This is a genomic window from Agrobacterium albertimagni AOL15 (assembly GCF_000300855.1).
GTDB classification, from domain to species: domain Bacteria; phylum Pseudomonadota; class Alphaproteobacteria; order Rhizobiales; family Rhizobiaceae; genus Allorhizobium; species Allorhizobium albertimagni.
The window spans coordinates 1-3,316 of sequence record NZ_ALJF01000032.1; the positions used below are offsets into that span (position 1 = coordinate 1).

General features: G+C 64.9%; 2 protein-coding genes. Both read left to right on the forward strand.

Features of this window, described 5'->3' with window-relative positions:
* Nucleotides 1-80: 80 nt before the first annotated feature.
* On the forward strand, nucleotides 81-1,802 hold the full coding sequence (locus QWE_RS24155) for a type I secretion system permease/ATPase (protein ID WP_006728806.1): 1,722 nt from the start codon (nucleotides 81-83) through the stop codon (nucleotides 1,800-1,802).
* 5 nt (nucleotides 1,803-1,807) lie between these two features.
* On the forward strand, nucleotides 1,808-3,316 hold a 1,509-nt coding region (locus QWE_RS25605; RefSeq protein WP_006728807.1), incomplete at its 3' end, for a calcium-binding protein.

Consider the following 3,316-nt stretch of genomic DNA (forward strand, 5'->3'; position numbering starts at 1 on the left):
CCTCGGCGTTTCCTGAGGACGACATGGCAGTACTGCCGGCCTGGCGGGGCCGGCAGACATACTTTTGAGTGGGGGAAGCCATGAGCAAGCAATCAAGCTACAAACTGTCCGGTATCGGCCTCGTGACGGGCTTCGTCTTCGGCCTGTCGGGCATCATCAATATCCTCGCGCTGACCGGCGCTTTCTACATGCTGCAGATCTACGACCGGGCACTGACCAGCGGCAGCGTGCCGACGCTGATCTGGCTCTCGGTGATCGCGGTCGGCCTCTACCTCTTCCAGGGCATGTTCGACATCCTGAGGGCGCAGATGCTGGTCCGTTTCGGCTCGAATGTCGATCGTCAGATTGCGCCGCTCGTGCACCGGGTGGTCATCGACATGCCCCGCTTCGGCTATTCCTCGGCGGAAGCCTCCGAGCGCGGCCGCGACGTCGATACCGTGCGTTCCTTCCTGTCGGGTGCGGGCCCGGTCGCCCTCTTCGACCTGCCATGGATCCCGGTTTATCTGGTCTTCGTCTGGATGCTGCATCCGGTGCTCGGAATGATGACGCTGGGTGGCGCACTCTTCCTCGCCTGCCTGACGATTGCGGCCGAGCTTCTGTCGCGTCGCCATGCCAAGGAAATGACGCGGGCCGCGATCCAGCGCAACAATGTCTCGGACAACCATGTCCGTAACGGCGATATCCTCTATTCGATGGGCATGACGGACCGCGCGATCGACCGCTTCGAAAGTGCCAACCGCCGTCACCTCGACACCCAGACCGCCACCTCCGACATTGCGGGCACCTTTGCCGGCATTTCCAAGGTGCTGCGCATGATGCTGCAGTCGGCGACCCTGGGGCTTGGCGCCTATCTGACGATCCAGGGCGAAATGTCCGCCGGTGCGATCATTGCCTCCTCGATCGTGACGGGCAGGGCGCTCGCCCCGGTCGACCAGGCAATCGCCCAGTGGAAGGGCGTGATCTCGGCACGCCGCTCCTGGTCGCGAATCAAGGACACGCTTGCCGTCCTCGACCGTCCGCCGACGCAGTTCGATTTGCCGGCGCCAAGCGAAGACCTTGTCGTCGAGGGCATGACGACGGTTGCACCCACGACCGGCACCGTGCTCCTGACCGACGTCTCCTTCAGGCTTTCCGCCGGTCAGGCGCTGGCACTGATCGGTCCGTCCGGCGGCGGCAAGACGACGCTTGCCCGTTCGCTGCTCGGCATCTGGCCGCTGCTGCGTGGCTCGGTCCGGATCGATGGCGCCGACCTCAAGCAGTGGCCGACCAGCTTCTTCACGGAGCATGTCGGCTATCTGCCGCAGGAAGTGGCGCTCCTGGACGGCACTGTCGCCGACAATATTGCGCGCTTCGATCCTGACGCCGATGCCAAGATGATCTTCCGCGCAGCACGCGCCGCCGGTATCCACGACCTGATCGTTCGCCTGCCGAATGGCTATCAGACCCAGATCGGCCCCGGCGGCCAGTCGCTCTCGGCTGGCCAGCGGCAGCGCGTGGCGCTTGCCCGCGCGCTTTACGGCGATCCCTTCCTGGTGGTGCTCGACGAGCCGAATTCCAATCTCGATGCCGAAGGCGAAGAGGCCTTGATGAAGGCGATCGTCAAAGTCCGCGAGCGCGGCGGCATCGTCGTCATTGTCGCCCATCGGCCAAGCGTCCTGCAGGCCGTCGATATGGTCGCCGTTGTTCAGGGCGGCAAGCTGGTCTCCTTCGGCCCGAAGGAAGAGATCATAAAGGTTCCCGCCAACACCTCCGAGATGAAGCCATTGCGACCGTCCCGGACGCTCTCAGTTGCTGCGGAGTGATCGCCATGAGCCTCTTCACGAACGATCATGAAGAAGCCTTGAAACTCGGCCACGGCGACGCCCAGTCGGCCAAGGCGCCGGCGCGCAAGTTTGCGCTTCCCGAAGTTCAGGACCGCACGCTGTGGTCACCGGGCATCTTCGCCGTGCTCTCCATGGGGCTCGGCGCCTATCTCGGGCGGCTGCGCGAGATCGTCAATCCGGCGCCCAATGCGCAAGCCCCGGACGACCGGAAGACCGTGGCGCTCGACGACGGCACGTCAGCACCGGTCGAGGATGCGCCTGCGGCCGGGCTGGACATCGCGGCCTTCTGGCAGGAGATCCAGCGGGCTTACGAGGACGTGGTCGAGCAGATCGAGCCACCGCGCCGGCTCTATTCCTCGATCCGCTTCAACGCCCAGGATTTTACGCTCGAAGGCGACTATGCCGGACGCCCGTTCCAGGGTGTCACGATCGATGTCGCAGCCAACGGTTTCCGCTTCGTGGCGCCGAGCGTGGCCAAGCCGAAGTTCTCCGGCTTCAGCCTGCCACGGGCAGCAATCGGGGCCCCGGCGGGCGGTCAGGCGGCAGGCGACAGCAGTGATGCACCGGATGACGAGGGCCTGCCAGGTGCCGGTTCGTCCAGCGGGGGCTCCTCGAATGGAGGCTCGTCGGGGAATCCGCCGGCGCCGACCAATCGTGCCCCCTTGTCCCGTGGACCGATCTATCTCGGAACCGGCCTCATCAATCTCTCCATGCTTCTGATGTGGGCCGACCTTGCACGCGCGGCCGTGGATCCCGACGGCGATCCGCTGACGATCTCCGCCATCCGTGCAACATCGGGCGAGATCCGCGCCTATGGCAGCGATGCCTGGATCTACGTGCCCGAGCGCGACAGCCAGGGGCTCGTCACGCTCACCTTTACGCTGAGCGACGGCAAAGCGTCGGTTCAGGGCCAGGGCTTTCTCGATTTGCGTGCGCATGCCGACACAGAAATTACCGGAACAGATGAAGACGATATTCTCCTCGGCACACCGGGCAAGGATCTGATCGATGCCGGCGCCGGTAACGATACGGTTTACGGCCGCGAAGGCGACGACCTGATCTTCGGTGGCCTGGGTGACGACGTGCTGATCGGTGGCGACGGCCGGGATGTCATTCACGGCGGTGACGGCCATGACCGCATTTTTGGCGGCGAGGGCGACGATGTCCTGTTCGGGGACGCCGGCAACGACATGCTGTTCGGCGAGGGTGGACGCGACAGCCTGATGGGGGGCGAGGGACACGACATTCTGTCCGGCGGTGACGGCGACGACCGGCTGTTCGGCGAAGCCGGAGACGATGTCCTGTCGGGAGATGCGGGTAACGACGTGCTGGACGGCGGCACCGGCCACGATACGCTTGCCGGCGGTGCAGGCGATGACGTCATGGTCGGCGATGAGGGTGACGACGTGTTCGTCGCGGGTGTCCAGACCGTTCTTGAAGCGCGCAGTCTGACGCAGCTGTCGATGGATGCGCCGACACCCGGCACCGATGAT

Excerpts from the sequence above, each read along its gene's own strand:
- QWE_RS24155 (WP_006728806.1), top strand. The coding sequence starts at position 81 with ATGAGCAAGCAATCAAGCTACAAACTGTCCGGTATCGGCCTCGTGACG.